This window comes from Sinomonas mesophila (assembly GCF_001999765.1).
Classification (GTDB): Bacteria; Actinomycetota; Actinomycetes; order Actinomycetales; family Micrococcaceae; genus Sinomonas; species Sinomonas mesophila.
In genome coordinates this window covers 102,104-122,004 of the sequence record NZ_KV908327.1, presented here as the reverse complement: position 1 = coordinate 122,004, position 19,901 = coordinate 102,104, and the positions used below count along the sequence as shown (strand labels likewise).

20 protein-coding genes are annotated in these 19,901 nt (G+C 73.0%); 4 read left to right on the top strand and 16 right to left on the bottom strand.

The features are described from left to right. Window positions 1-18: 18 nt before the first annotated feature. Window positions 19-630 carry a class I SAM-dependent methyltransferase gene (locus tag BV907_RS08120; protein WP_077489217.1) on the top strand — a complete coding sequence of 204 codons (612 nt, stop codon included), beginning with the start codon at window positions 19-21 and terminating at the stop codon, window positions 628-630. A 95-nt stretch (window positions 631-725) separates the two neighbouring features. Next, window positions 726-1,061 carry a VOC family protein gene (locus tag BV907_RS08115; RefSeq protein ID WP_077489216.1) on the top strand — a complete coding sequence of 112 codons (336 nt, stop codon included), beginning with the start codon at window positions 726-728 and terminating at the stop codon, window positions 1,059-1,061. Window positions 1,062-1,084: 23 nt separating this feature from the next. Here BV907_RS08115 and dapF read toward each other — a convergent pair whose 3' ends face one another. From dapF to BV907_RS08080, 7 genes are all read right to left on the bottom strand, one after another. After that, window positions 1,085-2,053, bottom strand: coding sequence for a diaminopimelate epimerase (gene dapF / locus BV907_RS08110; protein ID WP_077489215.1), 969 nt, complete (start codon window positions 2,051-2,053; stop codon window positions 1,085-1,087). Continuing rightward, complete coding sequence (miaA, locus tag BV907_RS08105) at window positions 2,050-3,081, bottom strand: tRNA (adenosine(37)-N6)-dimethylallyltransferase MiaA (protein ID WP_077489271.1); 1,032 nt, start codon at window positions 3,079-3,081, stop codon at window positions 2,050-2,052. The genes dapF and miaA overlap by 4 nt, the downstream gene beginning before the upstream one ends. A 60-nt stretch (window positions 3,082-3,141) precedes the next feature. Then, window positions 3,142-4,698, bottom strand: a complete 1,557-nt coding sequence (gene miaB, locus BV907_RS08100; RefSeq protein ID WP_077489214.1) for a tRNA (N6-isopentenyl adenosine(37)-C2)-methylthiotransferase MiaB — start codon at window positions 4,696-4,698, stop codon at window positions 3,142-3,144. Window positions 4,699-4,718: 20 nt separating this feature from the next. Continuing rightward, the gene (locus BV907_RS18815) at window positions 4,719-6,053 is read right to left on the bottom strand and encodes a coiled-coil domain-containing protein (RefSeq protein WP_077489213.1); all 1,335 of its coding nucleotides are present in this window, start codon (window positions 6,051-6,053) and stop codon (window positions 4,719-4,721) included. A gap of 126 nt (window positions 6,054-6,179) precedes the next feature. Further along, window positions 6,180-6,746, bottom strand: coding sequence for a regulatory protein RecX (locus BV907_RS08090; RefSeq protein WP_245827853.1), 567 nt, complete (start codon window positions 6,744-6,746; stop codon window positions 6,180-6,182). Beyond that, window positions 6,733-7,779: a recombinase RecA gene (recA, locus tag BV907_RS08085; protein ID WP_077489212.1), complete on the bottom strand. Its 1,047-nt coding sequence runs from the start codon at window positions 7,777-7,779 to the stop codon at window positions 6,733-6,735. Before recA ends, BV907_RS08090 begins: the two co-directional genes overlap by 14 nt. 265 nt (window positions 7,780-8,044) lie before the next feature. After that, on the bottom strand, window positions 8,045-8,266 hold the full coding sequence (locus BV907_RS08080; protein ID WP_077489211.1) for a DUF3046 domain-containing protein: 222 nt from the start codon (window positions 8,264-8,266) through the stop codon (window positions 8,045-8,047). A gap of 142 nt (window positions 8,267-8,408) precedes the next feature. Between BV907_RS08080 and BV907_RS08075 the strand changes: the two genes are divergently transcribed. Then, window positions 8,409-8,900 (top strand): MarR family winged helix-turn-helix transcriptional regulator, encoded by a 492-nt coding sequence (locus BV907_RS08075; protein WP_245827852.1) that lies wholly within the window; start codon window positions 8,409-8,411, stop codon window positions 8,898-8,900. Between the two features lie 54 nt (window positions 8,901-8,954). On the opposite strand, the gene BV907_RS08070 is transcribed toward BV907_RS08075, so the two are convergent. The 7 genes from BV907_RS08070 to BV907_RS08040 form a co-directional block, all read right to left on the bottom strand. After that, window positions 8,955-9,380, bottom strand: a complete 426-nt coding sequence (locus BV907_RS08070; protein ID WP_077489209.1) for a helix-turn-helix domain-containing protein — start codon at window positions 9,378-9,380, stop codon at window positions 8,955-8,957. Between the two features lie 223 nt (window positions 9,381-9,603). After that, window positions 9,604-10,095 carry a CinA family protein gene (locus BV907_RS08065; protein ID WP_077489208.1) on the bottom strand — a complete coding sequence of 164 codons (492 nt, stop codon included), beginning with the start codon at window positions 10,093-10,095 and terminating at the stop codon, window positions 9,604-9,606. Between the two features lies 1 nt (window position 10,096). After that, window positions 10,097-10,690, bottom strand: coding sequence for a CDP-diacylglycerol--glycerol-3-phosphate 3-phosphatidyltransferase (pgsA, locus tag BV907_RS08060; RefSeq protein ID WP_077489207.1), 594 nt, complete (start codon window positions 10,688-10,690; stop codon window positions 10,097-10,099). 9 nt (window positions 10,691-10,699) lie between these two features. After that, window positions 10,700-13,633: an FtsK/SpoIIIE family DNA translocase gene (locus BV907_RS08055; protein WP_077489206.1), complete on the bottom strand. Its 2,934-nt coding sequence runs from the start codon at window positions 13,631-13,633 to the stop codon at window positions 10,700-10,702. A gap of 76 nt (window positions 13,634-13,709) precedes the next feature. Then, on the bottom strand, window positions 13,710-15,401 hold the full coding sequence (locus tag BV907_RS08050) for a ribonuclease J (RefSeq protein WP_077489205.1): 1,692 nt from the start codon (window positions 15,399-15,401) through the stop codon (window positions 13,710-13,712). A 12-nt stretch (window positions 15,402-15,413) separates the two neighbouring features. Then, the gene (dapA, locus tag BV907_RS08045; protein WP_077489204.1) at window positions 15,414-16,322 is read right to left on the bottom strand and encodes a 4-hydroxy-tetrahydrodipicolinate synthase; all 909 of its coding nucleotides are present in this window, start codon (window positions 16,320-16,322) and stop codon (window positions 15,414-15,416) included. Between the two features lie 96 nt (window positions 16,323-16,418). Continuing rightward, the gene (locus BV907_RS08040) at window positions 16,419-17,174 is read right to left on the bottom strand and encodes a carbon-nitrogen hydrolase family protein (RefSeq protein WP_077489203.1); all 756 of its coding nucleotides are present in this window, start codon (window positions 17,172-17,174) and stop codon (window positions 16,419-16,421) included. Between the two features lie 116 nt (window positions 17,175-17,290). Between BV907_RS08040 and BV907_RS08035 the strand changes: the two genes are divergently transcribed. Beyond that, window positions 17,291-18,544, top strand: coding sequence for a heparan-alpha-glucosaminide N-acetyltransferase domain-containing protein (locus BV907_RS08035; protein ID WP_077489202.1), 1,254 nt, complete (start codon window positions 17,291-17,293; stop codon window positions 18,542-18,544). A 98-nt stretch (window positions 18,545-18,642) separates the two neighbouring features. Here BV907_RS08035 and BV907_RS08030 read toward each other — a convergent pair whose 3' ends face one another. Together BV907_RS08030 and dapB are read right to left on the bottom strand one after the other, a co-directional pair. Beyond that, window positions 18,643-19,110, bottom strand: a complete 468-nt coding sequence (locus BV907_RS08030; protein ID WP_077489201.1) for a hypothetical protein — start codon at window positions 19,108-19,110, stop codon at window positions 18,643-18,645. Continuing rightward, entirely contained in the window at window positions 19,107-19,865 is a 759-nt protein-coding gene (dapB, locus tag BV907_RS08025; protein WP_077489200.1) for a 4-hydroxy-tetrahydrodipicolinate reductase, read from the bottom strand. Before dapB ends, BV907_RS08030 begins: the two co-directional genes overlap by 4 nt. Window positions 19,866-19,901 lie beyond the last annotated feature (36 nt).

Genomic DNA, 19,901 nt, shown 5'->3' with positions numbered 1-19,901 from the left:
GCACTACGCTGGATGCCTATGGAGCCAGCGCACTACTTCAACGCCGAGCCGGGCGTTCCCGACGTCAGGCGGCCGCTCGCCGTCGTGCTTGACGGGCGCGAGCTGACACTGCGCACGTCAGCCGGCATCTTCAGCCCCGACGGCGTCGACAAGGGCACGGCCGTGCTGCTCGCGGAGGCCCCGGACCCGGCGCCGGAGGGCAACCTGCTGGACATCGGCTGCGGCTGGGGCCCGATCGCCCTGACCCTCGCGCTGCGCTCCCCGGGCGCGCACGTGTACGCCGTGGATGTCAACACGCGCAGCCTCGCACTGACCCAGGAGAATGCGCGGCTCGCGGGGCTCGGCAACGTCCGCGCATCCCTGCCCGAGGACCTCGACCCCTCCCTGCGGTTCGCGACGATCTGGTCGAACCCGCCCATCCGGATCGGCAAGCAGGCCCTCCACGAGCTGCTCCTGCTGTGGCTGCCGCGGCTCGAGATCGGCGGCGAGGCGTGGCTCGTCGTGCAGAAGAACCTCGGCGCGGACTCCCTGTCCCGGTGGCTCGCCGGGGAGCTCGGCGACGCGTACGACGTCGACCGGCCGGCAACGTCGAAGGGCTTCCGCGTGCTCCGGGTCACCCGCAGGGGCTGACGCGCCCGAGTCCGTGCCCGCTCCTTCCCCTCGACGGGGATCCGTACTAAGACGGGAACCGTGCCGAGCATTGCCAAGGTGAGAAGGAGCAGTCCATGCGTCTGAACAACATCGCCATCCCCGTCTCCGACCTCGCGTCCGCGAAGGCCCTGTACTCGACCCTGCTGGGCGCCGAGCCGTATGTGGACGAGCCGTACTACGTCGGATTCAAGACGGACTCCGTCGAGGTGGGCCTCGACCCGAGCGGCCACCGGGCGGGTCACACGGGTCCCGTGGCGTACTGGGCGGTCGAGGACCTGCGGAGCGCGCTCGAGGGGCTCGTGGCGGCGGGCGCCGAGGTCCTGGCCGAGCCGCGCGACGTGGGCGGCGGGCGGCTCGTCGCGAGCGTGAAGGACTCGGACGGGAACCCCTTCGGGCTCGTCGAGGGCTGAGGGCCCGGCCCCTGGGCCGAGACTCAGCCGAGCGTGCCGTGGGCGACGATGACGGCAGGGCCGGAGAGCTCGACGTGCTCCCGGCCCTCGGGCCCGGGCACGAACGCGACGCCGACCGTCCCGCCCGGAACGTGCACGTCCCAGCGGTCGGGCGCGCCCGCGCCCGCCCAGTGCCGGATGGCGACGGCGGCGGCGCACGCGCCCGTCCCGCACGACTGGGTCTCCCCGACGCCGCGCTCGTGAACGCGCATCGTGATGGTCCCGACGCCGCCGGAGACGAGCGGCTCGGCGGGGACGACGAACTCGACGTTGGTCCCGTGCGGGGGCACGGGGTCGACGGCGGGCGCCGTGTGCAGGCCGAGCCCGGCCAGCTCCGCGTCCGCGGCGAGGGCGACGACCGTGTGCGGGTTGCCCATGCTCACGCTGAGGGCCGGGCGCGGGACGTCGAGGCCCACGGCCGTGACGAGCGAGTCGCCGGCGTCGGCCACTGCCTGGGCGGGGAAGATGAACTCCCACGGGCCCATGTCCACCGCGAAGCCGCCGTCGCGCCGCTCGATGCGCTTGACGCCCGCCCGCGTGCCGATCGCGAGGACCTCGCCCGGGGCGAGCTCGACGAGGCCCCGGTCGATCAGGAACGCGACGAACGCCCGCACACCGTTGCCGCACATCTCGGACAACGAGCCGTCCGCGTTGCGGTAGTCCATGAACCATTCCGCCGCGGGATCCTCGGCGAGGACCGCGCGGCCCTCGGGGAGCTCCGCGGAGCGGATCGCGCGGATGAGACCATCGGCCCCGATGCCGAGGTGGCGGTCGCACAGGGCGGCCGCCTCGGCCTCGCCGAGGACGCGCTCGCCCGCGGGGTCCGCGACGAGGACGAAGTCGTTCCCGGTGCCGTGGCCCTTCGCGAACGGCAGGCCGGCGAGCTGCGCGAGGACGGCGGCGCGGCGTGCGGGTGCGGTGGACGGCGAGGAGGTCGCGGCGGGAGAGCTCATGCGCCCAGCCTACCGGGAGCCTCGCGCTGGCCGGACGGGAGCTGGGCGGACGGGAGCTGGGCGGCCTCGCGCTGGGCGTCGTCGGCGGCGCGCACGACGGCGAGCGCCCGCCCGAGCGTGTCCGGCGCCAGGGCGTCGAGCCAGTGCACGCGGGGGTCGGCGCGGAACCACGTGAGCTGACGGCGGGCGAACTGCCTGGTCGCCACGATCGTCTCCTCCGCAGCCTGCTCGGCGGTGGACTCCCCGTCGAGGACGCGCAGGAACTGGCCGTAGCCGAGCGCCCGCGACGCCGTCCTGCCCTCCCGGAGCCCCGCCGCGGCGAGCCGCTCGACCTCGGCGGCCAGGCCGGCGTCGACCATGCGGTGCACGCGGGCGGCGAGCCGGGCGTGCAGGGCGGACCGGTCGAGGTCGAGGCCGATCTGGACCGCCGGGGCGGCGTACTGCCGCTCGGGCATGAAGGAGCTGAACGGCCGCCCCGTGAGCTCGTGGACCTCGAGGGCGCGGATGACCCGTCGCAGATCGCCAAGGCGCTCCGCCGAGACCGGGTCGACCTCGCGCAGGCGTGCTCGCAGCGGCCCGGGCCCGAGCCGTTCGGCCTCGTCCTCGAGCCGGGCCCGGACGGCCCGGTCGGTGCCCGGGAACTCGAGGACGTCGAGGGCCGCGCGCACGTAGAGGCCCGAGCCGCCAGCGAGGATGGCCCGCCGCCCGCGGGCATGGATGTCGGCGATGGCCTCGCGGGCCCAGCCCTGGAACGCCGAGACGCTGGCCTCCTCGCGCACGTCGAGGACGTCGAGGAGGTGGTGCGGCACGCCGTGCCGCTCCTCGGGCGTGATCTTGGCCGTGCCGATGTCCATGCCCCGGTAGAACTGGAGCGCGTCGGCGTTGACCACCTCGCCGCCGAGGGCCAGCGCGAGCCCGACCGCGAGATCCGACTTGCCCGAGCCCGTGGGCCCGACGACGGCGATCACCGGCGGGCGCGGGTCGCCGGGGACGGTCCTGGGCGCGGTCCCGGCGGCCGGGGTGGCCAGGGCGCCGTCGCCGCCGTCGCCGTCGCCGCCGTCGGACGTGGTGTGCTGGTGCGGCACGGGCTAGCGCGCGCGGACGGGGAGCGTGGGCATGCCGAGGCTCACGCCGCGGCCGCCCTGGACGCTGGCCCCGGCGGAGCCAGCCGGCGCCGCGGGCACGCCGCACGACTCGGCCTGAGCGCGGTCCCACGCGTCGCCGGCGCGCGAGCGGCGCAGGGCGTACTCGTCCCGGCCAGCGGGGTCCGCGATGAGGTGGAACGGTGCCGCTGCCGTCACGGCCACGGTCACGAGGTCGCCGGGGCGGGGCGCCTCGGCTCCCTCCGGCACGCTGAAGTGGACGAGGCGGTTGTCGCGGGCGCGGCCCGAGAGGCGGTGGGTCTCCCCCGCCTTGCGGCCGGCCTGTGCAGTGGCCATGACCTCGATCGTGCGGCCGACCTGACGGGCGTTCTCCTCTGCCGCGATCCGGTCCTGGAGCGCGATGAGGCGCTCGTAGCGCTCCTGGACCACGGCCTTGGGCAGCTGGTCCGGCAGGTCCGCCGCGGGCGTCCCGGGGCGCTTGGAGTACTGGAAGGTGAAGGCGCTCGCGAAGCGGGAGCGCTCGACGACGTCGAGGGTCGCCTGGAAGTCCTCCTCGGTCTCGCCGGGGAAGCCCACGATGATGTCGGTCGTGATCGCGGCGTGCGGGATCGCAGCCCGAACGCGGTCGAGGATCCCGAGGAACTTGGTGGACCGGTAGGAGCGGCGCATCTCGCGCAGGATCCGGTCCGAGCCCGACTGGAGCGGCATGTGCAGCTGGGGCATGACGTTGGGCGTCTCGGCCATGGCCTCGATGACGTCGTCGGTGAAGGCCGCCGGGTGGGGGCTCGTGAAGCGCACGCGCTCGAGGCCTTCGATCGCGCCGCACGCGCGCAGGAGCTTGCCGAAGGCGAGGCGATCGCCGAATTCGACGCCGTAGGAGTTGACGTTCTGGCCGAGGAGCGTGACCTCGATCGCGCCGTCGTCCACGAGGGCCTGCACTTCGGCGAGGATGTCCCCGGGCCGGCGGTCCCGCTCCTTGCCGCGCAGGCTCGGGACGATGCAGAACGTGCACGTGTTGTTGCAGCCGACCGAGATGGACACCCAGCCGCTGTAGGCGGAGTCCCGCTTGGTCGGGAGGGTCGACGGGAAGACCTCGAGGGACTCGAGGATCTCGAGCTGGGCGGCCTCGTTGTGCCGGGCCCGCTCGAGGAGCGCCGGGAGGGCGCCGACGTTGTGCGTGCCGAACACCGCGTCGACCCACGGGGCCTTGGCGAGGATCGTGTCGCGGTCCTTCTGGGCGAGGCAGCCTCCGACGGCGATCTGCATCCCCGGGTGGCGCTCCTTGACCGGGCGCAGCTGGCCGAGGTGGCCGTACAGGCGGTTGTCCGCGTTCTCGCGGACGGCACACGTGTTGAAGACGACGACGTCCGGCTCAGCCCCGCCCTCGGCGCGCACGTAGCCGGCCTCCTCGAGCAGGCCGGACATGCGCTCGGAGTCGTGGACATTCATCTGGCAGCCGAACGTGCGTACCTCGTAGCTGCGCGGCTGGGCCGGGGTGCCGCCCAGGGCGCGGGCGGTGCTCTCGTCGATCGTGGAACTCACCCATCAAGGGTACCCGGGAGTCAATACCAGCCGCGGCTCTCGGAATGGGCCCACGCCGCGCACGGGCTGCCGTAGCGGCTCCTGATGTAGCCGAGGCCCCAGGTGATCTGTGTCCGGTAGTTCGTGAGCCAGTCGGGACCGGCCGTCGCGTACTTCGAGGGCGGGAGGGCCTGCGGGATGCCGTAGGCGCCGCTGTACGGGTTGGTCGCGTCCGTGAGCCACTTCGACTCACGGGTCCAGAGGGAGACGAGGCATGCGTACTCTCCCCCGCCCCAGCCATAGGCGGGAAGCTGGGCGGCGGCGTACGCCTTCGCCCCGGCGGGGTCGTTCACGACGCCGCCGACGCCGGGGCTCGCCGCCGGCGGCGGCAGGGGCGGCGGGGCCGGGACTGGCGGCGGTGTTGGCGCAGGTGCCGGCTCCTGCGGTGCCGGAACGTTGGGTTCTGGGGCCTGAACCGGCGGTGCCTGGGCCGGCGCGCCGGGAGCGGGCCCAGCGCCAGCAGCGCCCGGGGTTCCGTGTGCGGGCGGCGCGGCGGACCCGGTCTGGGCCTCGGCGGCCGCCCTGGCGGCTGCCTCCTCGGCGGCGCGGCGCTTCGCCTCCTGCACGGCGGCATAGGCAGCCAGCGCGTCCTGCCCCTCCCGGTGTCCGGCCTCGACGGCAGCCGCCGTCGCGTCGAGCTCGGCGAGCTGCGCTCGGAGCGTGGCCGCCTGGCCCTCGGTCCTGGCCACGGCGTCCTGGGCGTTCCGCTGGGCGGACTGGGCCGCCGCGAGCCGTTCGCTGGCCTCCGCGGAGAGGCGTGAGAGCTCCTCCTCGGCCGCGCGGGACTGGCCCTCGGCCGCCGAGGCAGTGTTGGCCGCCGCGTGGTAGGCGGCCAGGGTGTGAGCCGCCCTGTTGCCCAGGATCTCGAGGGTGCCGAGCCGGCTGAGCCCGTCAGGGTCTCCGAGGACGGCGAGGGCATCGAGGGCGCCCGCCGTCGAGCCCCCCTTGTAGGCCGTCGACGCGATACGGCCGGCGGCCCGGCGGCCCGCCTCCCGCTCGCCGACGCGCTGCTCGCGCTCCCGGGCTAGCGGTTCGACGATGGCCTGCTGCTCGCGCACGGCCTGCTCGGCCTTCGCGTGGGCGGCAGCCGCGCCCACGGCAGCCTGCGAGGCCTCCGCCGCGGCCGTCTCGACAGAGCGGAGGAGGCCCGTGATCCGCTCGACCTGGGCGCGCGTCGCGTCGGCGCTGCCCTTCGCCGCCTCGACCTCGGCCCACGTGGGGAAGCCCGAAGGCGGCGCATCCTCGGCGGAGGCGGCCGGCACAAGCATGCCCAGGGCAAGCGACCAGCCCAGAACTGCGCCGAGCAAGGGGGCCATCCCCCGCGCCCGAGGCGGGCAGGAGGCTCGGTGGGCGCACATGATCAGGAGTATCGATGCAGCACTCCTGCCCCGTCTACCCCACAGGCCACATCAGCCCCGCTCGCCAATCCCCAGCCAGGGCCGTCAGTCCTCGTCGGAGAAGTCCGCGACATGCTCGGTGCTCTGGCCGGTCGCCGCCTCGAGGACTTCCGCCGCGAGGCGGAAGGCGCTGCCCGGGGAGTGCCCCTTGCGGGCGAGCACCCCGACGAGGCGGCGCAGCTCCCTGTCCCGCGCGGCCGGGTCGTCGGGATCGACGTGCCGAACCCGCCGCTCGAGCAGACGGCGCGCGGCCTCCTCCTCGGCGTCCTGGCCCAGCTCCGCGAGGGCGGCCTCCGCCGTCTCCCCGCGGATTCCCTTCTCGCCGAGCTCGCGCCGCAGGGCGGACCTGGCCAGGGACTTCCCCGGTCCCCGGCTCAGCACCCAATGGCGCGCGAACTCGGCGTCGTCGACGAGCCCGGCCTCCTCGAAGCGGTCCAGGAGAGCGACGGCGAGCCCCTGCGGGACGTTGCGGTCGCGGAGCTTCCGCTCGAGCTGCAGGCGAGTCCTCGGGCCGAGGGTGAGCTGGCGCAGGAGGATCGCCCGCGCCACCGATTCGGGGTCGGCCTCCGGATCCTGCTCGGGCGGCGGGGGCTGCCGGTCAGTCGCCGTCAACGGCCTTCAGGCGCGGCTGCTCCTCGGCCGCGGCCTTGACCCCCACGCCGAGCTTCTCCTTGATGAGGCGCTCGAGCTCGTCCGCCAGCTCAGGGTTGTCGCGCAGGAAGCGGCGCGAGTTCTCCATGCCCTGGCCGAGCTGGTCGCCGTCGTACGTGAACCAGGATCCGGACTTCTTGATGATGCCGTGCTCGACGCCCATGTCGATGATCCCGCCCTCGCGCGAGATGCCGTGACCGTAGATGATGTCGAACTCGGCCTGCTTGAAGGGCGGGGCCATCTTGTTCTTGACGATCTTGGCCTTGGTCCGGTTGCCGACCGAGTCCGCGCCCTCCTTGAGGGTCTGGATCCGGCGGATGTCGATGCGCACGGAGGCATAGAACTTGAGCGCCTTGCCACCCGTCGTCGTCTCGGGCGAGCCGAAGAACACGCCGATCTTCTCGCGCAGCTGGTTGATGAAGATCGCGGTGGTCTTGGTCTGGTTGAGCCGGCCCGCGACCTTGCGCAGCGCCTGGCTCATGAGGCGGGCCTGCAGGCCGACGTGGCTGTCGCCCATCTCGCCCTCGATCTCGGCGCGGGGCACGAGCGCCGCCACGGAGTCGATGACGATGATGTCGAGGGACCCGGAGCCCACGAGCATGTCCATGATCTCGAGGGCCTGCTCGCCCGTGTCCGGCTGGGAGACGAGGAGCGCGTCGGTGTCGACGCCGAGCTTGGCGGCGTAGTCCGGATCGAGTGCGTGCTCGGCGTCGATGAACGCCGCGATGCCGCCGTTGCGCTGGGCGTTGGCCACCGCGTGGAGGGCAACGGTCGTCTTACCGGAGGACTCGGGACCATAGATCTCGATGATGCGGCCGCGCGGAAGGCCGCCGATGCCGAGGGCGACGTCCAGCGCGATGGAGCCGGTGGGGATGATCTCCACGGGCGCGCGGGTGTCGTCGCCAAGGCGCATGATCGAGCCCTTGCCGAACTGCTTGTCGATCTGGGCGAGCGCCGCCTCGAGGGCCTTCTCGCGCTCCGGCGAAACTGCCATGGTCCACCTCCGGGATCCGATTGTCGTCGGCGGGGCACCTGTCCGGCCCGCCATGTCCTCCACGCCGCTACGCTACCGGCGCCCACCGACAGCCGTCGCGTTGGACTCCCGCCTGTGGACAACCCTCCCGTGCCCACGGCGGATTGCGCGGAAAAGAAGCTCTGTGGAGGACAATACCGCGCCCCCGAACACATCTTCGAATCCCGCCTCGGCGTGTCGCGGAATCGCCCCGGATCGTCCCCCGCCGCCTGCCGCCGCTGCAGCCTCAGTCGCGGATCGGGCGGTCACGCCCGAGGCGCCGCTCGGCGGGGACATCCTGGAGGTCGCACACCGCGAGCCATACTTCGCGGGGGTGCACCCCGGCGCGCAGCGCCTCCTGTGCGGTCCGTCCGCCGACTGCGGAGAGGACGGCAGAGGACGCCAGGACGTGGGCATAGCCGGGCCCGAACTCGTCCTCCATGAGCCGCCAGAAGTCGCTGTTCCGCACCGTCCCATTCTTCCACGCAGGGCAGATCCCCCGCGGCGGCGGAGTCCCCGCCGGTTGCCCCGTACCGACGACCGGCGCCGGCGACGGACCCGGGCCTCGCGGCCGCCGCTGTGGCCCCGCCGCCGCGCCTATGATGGGAGCCATGCCCTCCCCCGACCAGCTCGACGCCGCCCTCCAGGAGATCGAGCAGCAGCTCGGCCTCCTCTGGCGTCGCGGCAGGGCCGCATCGCTCTCCCTCGCGCGCACGCTGCACCCCGAACTCGACCCCGCGGGGTATGGGCTGCTCGCGATCCTGCACCGCGAGGGACCCCTGCGCGTGACCGACCTGGCGGCGGCCGTCGGCGTCGGCAAGCCCACAGTGAGCCGGCAGGTGGCCCTCCTCGAGGAGCTGGGACTCGTGGGCAAGGAGCCCGACCCGCACGACGGGCGCGCCTCCATCGTCTCGCTGACCGAGGCCGGCAGGGAGCACGTGGATACGTTCCGCCAACGCCGGCACGCCTTCTTCCGCGAGGCCCTCGGGACCTGGGAGCCGGACGACGTCGACGCCCTCGCCCGCTACCTGTTCCGGCTCAACGATGCCCTCGCCGAACGTCCGGCGGACCGGCACGGCCCCGGCGGGCCGCCGGACGCATAGACGACGGCGGGGCCGGGCACTGCGCGTGCCCGGCCCCGCCGTCGTTCGGGGTGCTCAGCTGAGGGTGCTCAGCTGGGCGTCCAAGTCGTTGGGAAGGCCCCGGCCGTACCGCTGGGCGAACTCCTGCGGGACGGTGTCGGGGATCGTGATTCCTTCGGCCACTGCGACGCGATCGCTGACCTCGCGCAGCATGACCGACAGGGGCACGTCCAGCGCGGCGCAGATCGAGGACAGAAGCTCGGATGATGCTTCCTTCTGGCCCCGCTCCACTTCGCTCAGGTAGCCCAGGGACACACGGGCGTTGTGCGAGACTTCACGGAGCGTGCGGCCCTGGCGCTGGCGGACGTCCCGCAGGACGTCTCCAATCTCATGACGCAGAACAACCATCGTGCGCTCCTTCTGTTCCAGCTTCGTGCTGCCAGCCACGCCCGCATCGCGCCAGCGGACTACTCCATTGACGGACACGGGCTGCTTAACCATGTGTATCGACGCGCTCCTCATCGTGGGTGCCCCGCATGCGGGCCTCCGGTCTGATTCATCTTAGTGACGCCGCCTCCGGATGACGACACTAACCACAACTGATGTGATGAAATCTTTGTTCCCCGGTCTGTTCCGACGGCAACCGATTCACAGGACTCTCCCAGCTTCGGGCCCGTCGTTTCGCCGCCTGTCGGTGCCCCGTCGAACGTTCCGTCCGACGCCGTCAGCCCGCGTCGGCGCGGACGGCACTGAGGAGCGCGGCGAGCGCCGCGCGGGTCGCGGCGGCCCTGATCTCCGCCCGCCCGCCCGCGAAGAGGTGTGCGGCAACCACCGATCCGGCCGGCCCCGCGACGGCCACGAACACGGTCCCGACGGGCTTGCCGTCGTGCGGCTCGGGGCCCGCGGCCCCCGTCGTCGCCACCGCGTAGTCGGCCCCGAGCGCGTCCCGGGCCCCGACGGCCATCGCGCGCGCGACCTCCGGCTCCACCGAGCCCGCCTCCGCGAGGAGGCTCTCGGGCACCCCGAGCAGGCTGGCCTTGACTTCGCTCGCGTAGCTGACGATCCCGCCGCGCAGCATCGCCGAGGCCCCGGGCACGTCCGCGAGGGCGGCCGCCACCTGGCCCGCGGTCAGCGACTCGGCCGTCCCCGCCGTCAGCCCGCGCGCCACGAACTCCGCGACGACCTCCGCCGGGCCCACGCCCGCGCCGTCGGCCATCTCAGCCAGCCTGCCGCGACGCGGCGCGCAGCCGCAGCGCCTTGACCACGTAATCCACGCCCGTCGCGACCGTCACAGCCACGGCGGCGAGCATGACAGCGAACGCGACCGCGGGCACCGCGGGCGCGACATCGCGCAGGGGCAGCAGGTACAGGCCCAGCGCCACGGTCTGCAGGACGGTCTTGAGCTTGCCCCCGGGCGAGGCGGGCATGACGCCGTAGCGGATGACGACGAAGCGCAGCGCCGTGATCCCCCATTCCCGCACGAGGATCACGATCGTGATCCACCACGGGAGCTCGCCCAGGAGCGAGAGGAGCACGAGGGCGGACCCCGTGAGGAGCTTGTCGGCGATGGGGTCGGCGATCTTCCCGAAGTCGGTCACGAGGTTGCGCTTGCGCGCGATCTGCCCGTCGAGCTGGTCGGTGTACATCGCGACGGCGAACGCGAGCACCGCGAACCACCGGAGCGGCCCCTGCTCCGAGGCGTCCGCGGCCATGAACCAGATGAACACCGGGACGAGGGCGATCCGGAACATCGTGAGGATGTTCGGCAGGTTCCAGAGCTGACTCGGCTGGGTCGACGGCGGAGGGGTCACCGGTTCAGCCTAGCGTCCGGTGAGCTGCCACGCGTCCTCGCCGCCATCCTCGTCGTCGCCGTCAGCGCCGTCGTAGTACTCCGCCGCCTGGGGGCGTGCGTCGAGGTCGGCCGCGACGAGGTCCTCGGCGTACGGCGAGGCAGCCCGGTACTCGCCCATCCGGTGGTTGGCGCTCGCGTTGTCGGCAAGTGCTGCCGCCGTGTGGTCGGCGGTGGTCCCGGGGGCGGACGACGGCGCGTCGTCACCGCGGAGCGCGGCGAGCACGGCGGGCAGGTCGTCCGGCTTGACCAGGACGTCGCGCGCCTTGGACCCCTCCGAGGGGCCCACGACGCCGCGGCTCTCGAGCAGGTCCATGAGCCGGCCGGCCTTCGCGAACCCCACGCGGAGCTTGCGCTGGAGCATCGAGGTCGAGCCGAACTGGGTCGTGACGACGAGTTCGGTGGCCTGCAGGAGCACCTCGAGGTCGTCGCCGATCTCCTCGTCGATCTGCTTCTTCTCGGTCTCCGCGGCGACGTCGTCGCGGTAGGTCACCTGCAGCTGGCCCTTGACGTGCTCGACGACCTTGTGGATCTCCGACTCGGAGACCCACGCGCCCTGGACGCGCATGGGCTTCGAGGCGCCCATCGGCAGGAACAGGGCGTCGCCCTGGCCGATGAGCTTCTCGGCCCCGGGCTGGTCCAGCACGACGCGGGAGTCCGTCACGGACGAGGTCGCGAAGGCCATGCGCGAGGGCACGTTGGCCTTGATCAGGCCGGTGACGACGTCGACGCTCGGGCGCTGGGTCGCGAGGACGAGGTGGATGCCGGCCGCGCGGGCGAGCTGCGTGATGCGCACGATCGAGTCCTCGACGTCGCGGGGCGCGACCATCATGAGGTCGGCGAGCTCGTCAACGATCACGAGGAGGTAGGGGTAGGGCCGGACCTTCCGCTCGGAGCCCGGCGGCGGCACGACCTTGCCCGCTCGGACGGCCTTGTTGAAGTCGTCGAGGTGCTTGTACCCGTAGTTCGCCAGGTCGTCGTACCGGGCATCCATCTCTCGCACGACCCACTGCAGCGCCTCCGCGGCCTTCTTGGGGTTCGTGATGATGGGCGTGATGAGGTGCGGGACGCCCTCGTACGCGGTGAGCTCGACGCGCTTCGGGTCGACCATGACCATGCGGACTTCATCCGGTGTCGCGCGCATGAGGATCGAGGTGATCATCGAGTTCACGAACGACGACTTGCCCGCGCCCGTGGCGCCGGCGACGAGCATGTGCGGCATCTTGGCGAGGTTGGCGACCACGAAGCCGCCCTCGACGTCCTTGCCGACGCCCATGACCATGGGGTGGTCGGTGCGGCGGGCGTTCTGGCTGCGCAGGACGTCGCCGAGCGAGACGGTCTCGCGGTCCGTGTTCGGGATCTCGATGCCGATCGCGCTCTTGCCCGGGATGGGGCTCAGGATGCGCACGTCCGAGCTCGCGACGGCGTAGGCGATGTTCTTGCTCAGGGCCGTGACCTTCTCGACCTTCGTTCCGGGCGAGAGCTCGATCTCGTACCGCGTCACGGTGGGTCCGCGCGAGAAGCCGGTCACCTCCGCGTCGACGTTGAACTGCTGGAGGGTGTTCGTCAGGGCCGCGACGACGGCGTCGTTCGCCTCGGTGCGCTCCTTCGGGGCGCTTCCCTGGACGAGGAACTCCGAGGTGGGGAGCGTGTACGCGACGTCGCCCGAGAGTTCGAGCTGCTCGGTGCGCTGCGGGATGGGGGTGGGCGGGCCCGCGGGCGGCGGCGGCGTCGAGGGCACCCGGGGCACGGCGGCGCCGGCGGGCGCCCCAGGAAGGTTCGGCGTCGGGAGCCCGACCGTCGGGATCGCCTCGGTGGCGCCCTCGGGGGCCCGGGCGCCCGCTCCGGCGCGGCCGGCCTGCTGGGCGGCGCGGATCTTCTCGATCGCGGCCTCGGCCTGCGAGCGGCCGCCCTCAGGGGCGTCGAGGGGCGCCGTCGCGGCCGGGTCCTCGACGACGGCGCGCTCGTAGGGCTCGTCGCCTGCGAAGCCGTCCTGGGCCTCCGCGGGCTGCCCGTCGTCGTCCTTGCCGAAGAGGCGGCGCCTCTTCTTCGTGCGCCCCTTCGCGGCCTCCTGGGCCCGTCGCTCGCTGTCGTACAGGTAGCTCCGATCGTGGCCGTCGCCCTCCTCCCGCGCGAGATCGGCGCCCATGAGGTGCTCCCACGCGGAGCTGAGCCGGCGCGGGATCGCGGCGAACGGCGTCGCCGTGACGATGAGCACCGAGACGAAGGCGAGGGCCCCGTAGAGCACGAGCGGGACCGCGGGGTGGATCTCGGCCAGGAGGGAGGAAGCGAGGAAGCCGAGCATGCCGCCCGCCTCGCGCAGGCCCTCGAAGCCGCCGCCCGCCGTCGGCATCCCTCCGACGACGTGCGCGATCCCCGTGCCCGAGAAGGCCATGATGAGGAAGCCGATGCCGACGCGGTTGTTCCCGCGGTGGTCCCCCGGGCAGCGGAAGAGCCGCACGGCGCACACCGCGAGCATGAGCGGGAGCACGAGCGAGATCCAGCCGAACGTGCCGTTGACGACGGCGTAGACGGTGTCGGGGAACCAGCCGTGCCAGCCCCACCACGCGAAGGTCGCGACGAACACGCCGAGGGCGAGGTTGAACAGGCCGGCGCCGTCGCGCCGCTCGGCCGGGTCGATGTCGCTCACGTCCGTGCCGATCCGCCGGACGCCGCCGCCGACGGCGTGCGCGAGCGCGAGACACGCGCCGCCGAGGACCCGTGCGAGCAGGGGCTGGCCCGCGTCAGTGCTCGTGACCCCGGAACGGGTCGTCGTGCTGCCCTTCCCGCCGCGTCCCGAGGCGGCCCGGGGCGAGGATTTCGGGGTGCCGCTCCTGCTGCCGGCCTTGGTGGTGCCGGACCCTGCAGAAGAAGAGCGTGGCGTGGAAGGGGTACGAGTCGCCATAGTCGCCACGGTACAGCGAAGGGCCGCCGTTCCCGCGGACTGACACGGGGGCGGCGGCCCTTCGGGCGCGCGTGCGCTAGGCCTCGAGGACGACCGGGATGATCATCGGGCGGCGGCGCAGCTTGCGGCTGACCCACGTGCCGATGACCCGGCGCACGACCTGCTGGAGCTGGTAGGCCGTGTGGTCCGGCTTGGCGAGGATGGCCTCCTCGAGGGCCGCGTTGACCTTCGGGATGATGTCGTCGAACACCGCGTCGTCCTCGGCCACGCCGCGCGCGTGGATCTCGGGGCCCGAGACCACCTTGCCAGTCGAGCGGTTCACCACCGTGATGACGGAGATGAAGCCCTCGTCGCCGAGGATGCGGCGGTCCTTGAGGTCCGCGTCCGTGATCTCCCCGACGCTGGAGCCGTCGACGTAGACGAACCCGACCTCGACCTGGCCGACGATCTTCGCGACGCCACCGGCGAGGTCCACGACCGTGCCGTTGTCGGCGAGGATGACGCTCTCGGGCTCCATGCCGGTCTCGAGCGCGAGGTTGCCGTTCGCGATGAGGTGGCGGGTCTCGCCATGCACGGGCATCGCGTTGAGCGGCTCGATGATGTTGTAGCAGTACAGGAGCTCGCCGGCCGCTGCGTGGCCGGAGACGTGCACCTTCGCGGTGCCCTTGTGCACGACGTTCGCGCCGAGCTTGAGCAGGCCGTTGATGACGCGGAAGACGGCGTTCTCGTTGCCCGGGATGAGCGAGGACGCGAGGATCACCATGTCCCCGGCGTTGACCTGGACGCGGTGGTCGCCGTTGGCCATGCGCGAGAGCGCGGCCATCGGCTCGCCCTGCGATCCCGTCGACATGAGCACGAGGCGGTGGTCGGGGATGTCGTCGATGTTCTTGATGTCGACGAGGATCCCCGGGGGGACGTCGAGGTAGCCGAGCTTCGCGGCGATGGCCATGTTCCGCACCATCGAGCGGCCCACGAAGGCGACCTTCCGGCCGTGGTGGTGGGCGGCGTCGAGCACCTGCTGCACGCGGTGCACGTGCGAGGAGAACGAGGCCACGATGACGCGCTTGCGCGCCTGCCCGAAGAGCCGGTCCAGAGTCGGGCCGATCTCCTTCTCCGCCGTCGTGAAGCCGGGGATGTCGGCGTTGGTCGAGTCCGCCATGAAGAGGTCGACGCCCTCCTCGCCGAGCCGGGCGAAGTGCCGCAGGTCGGTGATGCGGCCGTCGAGGGGCAGCTGGTCCATCTTGAAGTCGCCCGTGTGCAGCACGCTGCCGCCGGCCGTGCGGATGAACACCGCGAGGGCGTCCGGGATGGAGTGGTTGACGGCGACGAACTCGGTCTGGAAGGGGCCGAGGTCCAGGACCTGGCCCTCCTCCACGACCCGCAGGACGGGCGTGATGCGGTGCTCGGCGAGCTTGGCCTCGACGAGCGCGAGCGTGAGCTGGGAGCCGACGAGCGGGATGTCCCGGCGGTGGCGCAGGAGGTACGGGACCGCACCGATGTGGTCCTCGTGGCCGTGGGTCAGGACGACGGCGACGATGTCCGCCATGCGGTCCTCGATGTACGAGAAGTCCGGCAGGATCAGGTCGACGCCGGGCTGCGTCTCCTCGGGGAACAGCACGCCGCAGTCGACGATGAGGAGCTTGCCCCCAATCTCGAACACGGCCATGTTCCGCCCGACCTCACCCAGCCCGCCGAGCGGGACGACCCGCAGGGTTCCGGACGGGAGCCGGGGCGGGGCGGTGAGGACGGGCAGGGCACGTTGGGTCATTGCTACTACTTCCTAGGCGAAGTCCATTCCGGCTTCAGCCAGATCGGCTCGGATGAGGGCGAGCTCCGCCTCGCCGGGCTCCACGAGGGGCAGCCGGACCACGGAGTTGGGCAGGACTCCCTGCCATGTGAGGATCTGCTTGGACGCCACGGCGCCCTGCACGCGGGTCATGACACCGCGGATGACCGGATCAAGCTCGAAGTGGATCTTGCGCGCCGTCGCGAAGTCGCCCGCGAGGCACGCGTCGACGAGCTGGCGGAACTGCGCCGTGGCAACGTGGGCCGTGACGGAGACGACGCCGAGCGCGCCCGCGGCCATCCACGGCAGCGTGAGCCCGTCGTCGCCCGAGTACACGGCGAGGTCCGTCTTGGCGAGGACCTGCGTGACGGCGCCGAAGTCCGCCTTGGCGTCCTTGAGGCCGAGGATGTTCGGGTGCTCGGCGAGGCGGAGCATGGTCTCGGTCGCGATCGGGATTCCGGAGCGGCCGGGGATGTCGTAGAGCATGACCGGGAGGTCGGTCGCCGAGGCGACGGCCTCGAAGTGGGCCTGGACGCCGGCCTGGCTGGGCTTGTTGTAGTACGGGGTGACGATGAGGAGCCCGTCGACGCCGAGCTCCGCGGCGCGGCGGGAGAGGCTGATCGAGTGGCGCGTGTCGTTCGTGCCGGTTCCGGCGATGACCTTGGCCCGGCCGCCGACTGCCTCGAGGACCGCCGTGAACATGCCGAGGTTCTCCTCGTCGGTGAGGGTGGAGGTCTCGCCCGTGGTGCCCGTGACCACGAGGCCGTCGCATCCCTCGTCCACCAGCTTCGCCGCCAGCTTGCCCGCCGCGTCATAGTCGACCTCGCCGTCCTTCGTGAACGGGGTGACCATCGCGGTCAGGAGAGTGCCGAAAGTGCGCGTGCGGATATCGGAGTCAGCCATGCCAAGTACGTTACCCTGTCGCCGCACGCTTTGGGCAACGGCGCAGGGCCTCCGCCCGGCCCGTGGGCGGGCCCGGGCCAGCCCGGGTGGGCGAGGTCACACCCCGCGCCGCCAGCGTTCGAGCGACGAGCGGAACAGGAGCGCCGCAACCACCTCCGAGCCGCTCCCCGACGCGTGCGCGATGCGGTGGCCGTCCGGCCCCCAGAGGCCGCTGTTGCCGCACGAGGGGCCCAGGGTGCTCTCGCCCCCGGCGTTGGCGAGGACGGCGAAGAAGCGACTGTCCATGGCCCGCGCGCCGAAGTGCAGGTCGAGGCGGCGCTCCTCGCCGCGCACGTAGACCGCGGAGGCGGCGTACAGGTCGGCACCCGCGGCGGCCGCCTCGGCCGCGTGGCTCGGCTGGGCGACGTCGAAGCACACCGCGAGGGCCACGTTCCAGCCGTCGACGTCGACCAGGGTCGCCTGCTCGGCCGGCTCGAACAGCTCGAGCTCGGGGCCGTGGAGGTGCATCTTCCCCGCGATGAGCGGTGCCGTGCCGGGGCGGACCATGACGGAGGCGAGGCGCGGCGTCCCGTCGGGCTCCCGCACGGCGGCGCCGACGACGGCGATGATCCCCATCCCCTCGCACGCCGCCTGGAGGTCCGCCAGCTGGGCGGAGGGGCTCGTGAGCCAGTTCGACTCGTCCGCCAGGAGGCCGAGGTCGTAGCCGGTCAGCGAGAGCTCGGGGAAGACCGCGAGCCGGGTCCCGTGCCCGTGGGCGTCCTCGAGCAGATGCACATGCTCCGTGATGTTCGCGGCGATCCCTCCGGGACGGGGGACGGACTGCACTGCGGCCACGGTCAGCTCGGCGGACATACGGCCCATCCTAGGACACGGGACGGCCGGGCCGGGCGCTCGGGCCGGGCGCCCGCGCCAGGGGCGGGTCGGAACCGCCCAGCCCTCCCCCAGCCCGGCATGAGAGCATGTGGCCCATGGGCGTGCAGGGGACACGGAGACGGGCTGGCGCGGGCGCGCCGGGCAGGCATGGCGGCCGGCTCGAGGGCGTCGACCTCGCCCGCGGCGCCGCCCTGCTGGCCATGATGGCCACGCACGTCATGCCGATCCTCGAGCGCGCCAGCGGCACGGGCGAATGGTCCGCGACGTGGGTCGGCACCGTCTTCTCGGGGCGCGCCGCGGCCCTGTTCGCGGTCCTCGCCGGTGTCTCGCTCACCCTCGGGCGCGTCCCCGCCGCCCGCAACCGGCTCGGCCTGGGCCTGCGCGCCGCGGTGATCGCCGCCGTCGGCCTGACCCTCGGCCTCGTCGAGGTCAACGTCGCCGTCATCCTCGTCCACTACGCGGCGCTCTTCCTCTGCGCCCTCGCCGTGGTGGGGCTCGGCCGCAAGGCCCTGGGCCTGCTCGCGGTCGCCTGGCTCCTGCTCTCCCCCATCGTGGTGTTCCTGCTGCGCCCCGCCCTGCTCGGGGCCCAGCCGCCCCTGCGGCTGGGCCACAATCCCGTGTGGGAGGACCTCCTCACGCCCCTGACCCTCCTCGCCGACCTGGCCGTGACGGGGTTCTACCCGGTCCTGGCGTGGTTCGGCTACCTGCTCGTGGGCCTGTGGATCGGCCGGGCCCAGCTGGCCCGCGCGGCGACCCAGGTCTGGCTCCTCGTCGGCGGCGCGGCGGCCGCCGCCGCGGCCAAGGCCGCGGCGTGGGCGCTGCTCGTCCCGCTCGGGGGCATCAACGCGCTCCTGGCCACCGAGCAGGCACGCATCTGGCCGCTGCGGGCCATGCTCGAGGCGAACCTCACCGGCGTCGACCAGGTCGGGACGGTGTGGTGGCTCGCGACGGCGGCCCCGCACTCGGGGACCCCGCTGGACCTCATCCACTCGTCGGGGACATCCGCGGCGGTGATCGGCGCGTGCCTGCTCGTCGCGCGCGTACGGTTCATCGCCCGCACGGGCCTGCTCGCGCCGCTTGCGGGCGCGGGGGCGATGACCCTGACGCTGTATACCGCGCACGTGTGGGCCCTCGACTGGAGCCACGGCGGCGGCACGCCCGGGCTCACGCCCGAGATGCTGCTCACGGTGCATCTTGTCGCGGCGCTCGCGATCGGGCTGTTCGTCCGGGCGAACGGCTGGCGAGGCCCGCTCGAGGCGCTCGCCCACGGCGCGGTCCGGCTCGGCGCGCTGAGGTCGGCGGCGCGGGGACCGGCCCGACCGGGGGCGTCCTCGGGGCAGCCCGGCTGAGCCGGAGCCATCCGCGGCCCGACATTCGGGCCCGGACGGCAAGCCCTCTGGACTTCCTCCACGACATGGCCGTTGGATTCGCGCCGGCCCCGCCGGGACTACTGCCCTCGGTGGAGCCCGATGGCACGCCGCATGGCTCCGCGTGCCTGCTTCCGGTCCCCTGCCGCGTCGTAGGCCAGACCGAGCCGGTACCACGCGCGCCAGTCGTCGGGGGCGGCCTCGGCCTCGGCGCGGTACCTGCCGAACTCGGCGTCGGCGGCCTCCCGCACGATCCGCCCGCCCGGGGTCCGGGGCAGGGTGTCCTCTGGGAGCCCGCCCTCCTCGCCGAGCTGGCGCCCGAGCCGCTCGAGCCGCGCGCCGAACATGAGCTCGCGCACGAGCGCCCACCCGCCGACGACTGGCAGGAGCAGGTAGGCGGCGCCGATGGACTTGGCGACCGGCTCGGGGTCAGAGAGCAGCAGCCGCGCCCGGTCGAACGTGACGACGAGGTAGAAGACGAGCAGGGCGGCCACGAGGCCGACCCAGATCTTGGTGCGGTTGGCCTTGAGCCAGCCGACGGGGCTCACAGGCCCAGGTCCAGATAGCCGTCGAGGCCCACCGTGAGGCCGGGGTGGTCGGCGACCTTGCGCAGGCCAAGGAGGATGCCGGGCATGAAGGAGGCGCGGTCGAACGAGTCGTGGCGGATGGTCAGCTGCTCGCCGGGGCCGCCGAGCAGCACCTCCTGGTGCGCGACGAGGCCCCGCAGCCGCACCGCGTGCACGTGCACGCCGTCGACGACGGCGCCGCGGGCGCCGTCGAGCTGGGTCTCGGTCGCGTCGGGCGAGGGCGCGACGCCGGCCGCGGCGCGGGCGGCGCCGATGAGCTGGGCGGTGCGCACAGCGGTGCCGGAGGGGGCGTCGACCTTCTGGGGGTGGTGAAGCTCCACGATCTCGACCGACTCGAAGTACTGCGACGCCTTCGCGGCGAAGGCCGAGGCGAGCACGGCCCCGAGCGCGAAGTTGGGGGCGATGAGCACGCCCGTGCCGGTGCGCTCGGCGAGGAGGGCCTCGAGGGCCGCGAGCCGCTCGGCGGTCCAGCCGGTCGTGCCGACCACGGCGTGCAGGCCGTTCTCGACGGCGAAACGGACGTTCGCCTCGGTCGAGTCGGGGACGGTGAGGTCGACGACGGCACGGGCCCCGGCCTCGAGCACCGTCTGGAGGGAATCGCCGCGGCCGAGCGCCGCGACAAGCTCCATGTCCGGCGCCGCTGTGACGGCCTTGACGGCCTCGGATCCCATGCGCCCGTTCGCGCCCAGCACTGCCACCGGAAGTCGTTCTGCCATGCGCCCCAGCCTACCGGCGGCGCTGGATCCGAGCAG

Bases quoted from the DNA above. Each gene is read 5' to 3' on its own strand.
- BV907_RS08120 (WP_077489217.1), top strand. From the start codon at position 19: ATGGAGCCAGCGCACTACTTCAACGCCGAGCCGGGCGTTCCCGACGTC.
- BV907_RS08115 (WP_077489216.1), top strand. From the start codon at position 726: ATGCGTCTGAACAACATCGCCATCCCCGTCTCCGACCTCGCGTCCGCG.
- dapF (WP_077489215.1), bottom strand. From the start codon at position 2,053: ATGAGCTCTCCCGCCGCGACCTCCTCGCCGTCCACCGCACCCGCACGC.
- BV907_RS18815 (WP_077489213.1), bottom strand. From the start codon at position 6,053: ATGGCCCCCTTGCTCGGCGCAGTTCTGGGCTGGTCGCTTGCCCTGGGC.
- recA (WP_077489212.1), bottom strand. From the start codon at position 7,779: ATGGCAGTTTCGCCGGAGCGCGAGAAGGCCCTCGAGGCGGCGCTCGCC.
- BV907_RS08075 (WP_245827852.1), top strand. From the start codon at position 8,409: ATGCCCTCCCCCGACCAGCTCGACGCCGCCCTCCAGGAGATCGAGCAG.
- BV907_RS08070 (WP_077489209.1), bottom strand. From the start codon at position 9,380: ATGGTTAAGCAGCCCGTGTCCGTCAATGGAGTAGTCCGCTGGCGCGAT.
- BV907_RS08065 (WP_077489208.1), bottom strand. From the start codon at position 10,095: ATGGCCGACGGCGCGGGCGTGGGCCCGGCGGAGGTCGTCGCGGAGTTC.
- BV907_RS08055 (WP_077489206.1), bottom strand. From the start codon at position 13,633: ATGGCGACTCGTACCCCTTCCACGCCACGCTCTTCTTCTGCAGGGTCC.
- BV907_RS08050 (WP_077489205.1), bottom strand. From the start codon at position 15,401: ATGACCCAACGTGCCCTGCCCGTCCTCACCGCCCCGCCCCGGCTCCCG.
- dapA (WP_077489204.1), bottom strand. From the start codon at position 16,322: ATGGCTGACTCCGATATCCGCACGCGCACTTTCGGCACTCTCCTGACC.
- BV907_RS08040 (WP_077489203.1), bottom strand. From the start codon at position 17,174: ATGTCCGCCGAGCTGACCGTGGCCGCAGTGCAGTCCGTCCCCCGTCCC.
- BV907_RS08035 (WP_077489202.1), top strand. From the start codon at position 17,291: ATGGGCGTGCAGGGGACACGGAGACGGGCTGGCGCGGGCGCGCCGGGC.
- dapB (WP_077489200.1), bottom strand. From the start codon at position 19,865: ATGGCAGAACGACTTCCGGTGGCAGTGCTGGGCGCGAACGGGCGCATG.